Source organism: Mesorhizobium sp. M7A.F.Ca.CA.001.10.2.1, from assembly GCF_003998575.1.
Taxonomy (GTDB): domain Bacteria; phylum Pseudomonadota; class Alphaproteobacteria; order Rhizobiales; family Rhizobiaceae; genus Mesorhizobium.
Map to the genome: position 1 here is coordinate 1 of NZ_RZQY01000810.1, position 2,360 is coordinate 2,360.

At 60.7% G+C, this 2,360-nt stretch carries 3 protein-coding genes; 1 reads left to right on the forward strand and 2 read right to left on the reverse strand.

Annotated features, from left to right (window positions below; genetic code table 11):
• The coding region (locus tag EN964_RS32035) for an integrase arm-type DNA-binding domain-containing protein (protein ID WP_127277240.1) at positions 1-757 on the reverse strand (757 nt) is incomplete at its 3' end.
• 688 nt (positions 758-1,445) lie between these two features.
• Between EN964_RS32035 and EN964_RS32040 the strand changes: the two genes are divergently transcribed.
• Positions 1,446-1,694 carry a hypothetical protein gene (locus EN964_RS32040; RefSeq protein WP_127272210.1) on the forward strand — a complete coding sequence of 83 codons (249 nt, stop codon included), beginning with the start codon at positions 1,446-1,448 and terminating at the stop codon, positions 1,692-1,694.
• A gap of 381 nt (positions 1,695-2,075) precedes the next feature.
• Here the strand turns inward: EN964_RS32040 and EN964_RS32045 are convergent, their stop codons facing one another.
• Entirely contained in the window at positions 2,076-2,321 is a 246-nt protein-coding gene (locus EN964_RS32045) for a hypothetical protein (protein WP_127272080.1), read from the reverse strand.
• Positions 2,322-2,360 lie beyond the last annotated feature (39 nt).

Consider the following 2,360-nt stretch of genomic DNA (forward strand, 5'->3'; position numbering starts at 1 on the left):
GTCCGGTAACCAAGCACAGGCGCAGAATGCGGCGGGTGCTTTCCCGCATGTCGGCTTCGGGCAAGGCCGCCCACATCGTCTTGATCTCGTCGGCCGTCAGCACGCGGTCGCGCTCGACCGTTTCGGTCGGCCTAGCCATACCTTCGGTCAAGTTGTTGTCCAGATCGCCACGACCGCGCCCCCATCGGATCATGGCGCGAATGTCCTCGAACACCCGGTTTGCCTCGACGGCCGCGCCCCGGTCCTTCACCGCGTCGATCGCCTTAGTGATGTCGCGACGATGCAGGTCCGCGAGCTTCACCTCGCCGATGCACCCAGATGATGCCTTCTCGACCTTCTTTCCGTCAGCGTCATAGCCGGACACATTCTTGCGCAGCCGGCGCGCGATCTCATCGACCGACCGCCGCGATGATGCCCGGCGGGTGAGATAGCTCTCGACCAAATCAGAGACGGTCATCGAGGCGGCGTGCGCTTTCTTGGCGGCCACAGGGTCGCCGCCCTCTTGCACGCTTGCACGAGTGTCCTTGGCCTTCTGGCGAGCGCCCTTGTCGGTGCCGAGCGGTGTCTCGGGATAGGTGCCGAGCTTCAACCATTGCCGCTTGTCGGGCGGCCCGTAAACCGCGAACCAGGTCTTTTGCCCACCCGCCGAGACGCGCAGCACAAGACCTTTGACGGTCGTATCGAAATAGTCGGCTTTTCGGCCGGAGCCGGCCTTGGCAGCCTGGCAGAATTTGTCGGTGAGTTCGAGTTTCGGCATCTGTCCAGCGACCAATCTTGCTACAACCGGTTGCCCGGGCCCATAAGTGATCTACAGAATGATCTACATAAAACCACGCGCTTTGTCGATACCGGCTGCGACAGGTCGCGACGGGATGAAACACTAATTTATTGTTATTCAAAGAATTTTTAGAAATTCAGGCTGTCGCACGCTGATCCAGAAAATCACATTGGAAACCCTCTGTTAACCGGTTGGTCGCTGGTTCGAATCCGGCCCGGGGAGCCAAATTTTTCAAGCCCTTGAGACGGTCAGGTCGCCCATAGGGGCTGATCTATGGCATGTCTGCAAAATCGTGGTCAGCAGGTTGATTCTCAACTTGACCTGGCGCCGCTGTCCAGCGCTCTCGATGACGCCGCGGCATCGGGAAGGTTCGCGCGAGCAGGCATAAGGCCTTGCTGCGATCTCGGCGATCTTATCTCTTGTCGCCGTTCGGTTGGGTGCCGGTGCCTCTCGCACATCTCGGGGTGGCGGGTCGACATGCTCAAGCTCGGGCGGGGCTTCTTTGTCCCGGCGTTGCACAGGTACCTTCTCCGGTGCGGGCGTCGATGGTGGCTCTTTGATCTTGCTCGGCATAACCGAGTTAACCGCCCTGCCGGTCTCTTGTTCCGTAGCGAGCAGAAAACCTGAATGCGTGGGGAACCGGGAACATCGAAGAGCGTTTTCTCGCATGCTGAAGAAGATCGCCCTCGCCGCCGTGCTGGTCCAGGTTGCCGCAGTTTCCGCTCTCATCACCCAGACGGTGCTCTTCGCGTCCACGGCCACACAGGCCGCCAACGCGCAGCCCGATGACGCAGTTGCTGTCACCGCCGAGAACGAACGGGACAAGCCGGCGCAGCCTATTGTTGCCGGCCAATGCCCAACGCGGCTTGTGGCGAGCAAGGTCTTCACGGGGAACCTGATTACGGCGCAACAATAGCTCGCCATCGATGCCGGCCATCCGTCGATCCCCCCAATTTAAGTCAGGGCGATGTGCTTGAAAGCGCAATGATTCCTGTTACTTGCGGCGCAGGGCGAGTGCGTTTGGGTTGGGCAAGAATTGGTATGATTTCATCGAATATGGAATGCCCGCGCTGTCATGGCAGCGGCAGGGTTTTCGACTGCTCCAAGTGGCACGCGTCAAACGGGCACTGCTGCCCGCAGGGAACCCATCGGGGCGGCTGCCCCGGAAAGACGGGCGCCTGCGCGGAATGCGACGGCCTGGGGACGATGGCGGAGCCTCCGCTGAGAGCCGTGGCGTAATCCGCGAGAGCGGCCCACGCCGCTGATGACGGCGCGGAGGCGCCCGAACGAGCATATCTTACTCTGTTGGTGTTTCTACGGGTGGTGCGGTCAGAACCGTGATGTCCATCCTGGCAATCTTGGATGCCGCGCGGCCTTGCGCGCCAGCATCCATATCGCCGCCTGCGGCAACCATGATTTTGGCCAGATGTCCCACGGCGTCCGTGCTGCGGCCCGGCGAAAATCCTTCGCCGGTTTGCGGCTTCCCCACTGCCGTTTGTTTTTCCGGGACATGCGGATGTTGACTTGCGATAGCGGAAACCATTGAACCTCCTGTGGCGACGCTTCGAACATTATATTAGCG

Excerpts from the sequence above, each read along its gene's own strand:
- EN964_RS32045 (WP_127272080.1), bottom strand. The coding sequence starts at position 2,321 with ATGGTTTCCGCTATCGCAAGTCAACATCCGCATGTCCCGGAAAAACAA.
- EN964_RS32040 (WP_127272210.1), top strand. The coding sequence starts at position 1,446 with ATGCTGAAGAAGATCGCCCTCGCCGCCGTGCTGGTCCAGGTTGCCGCA.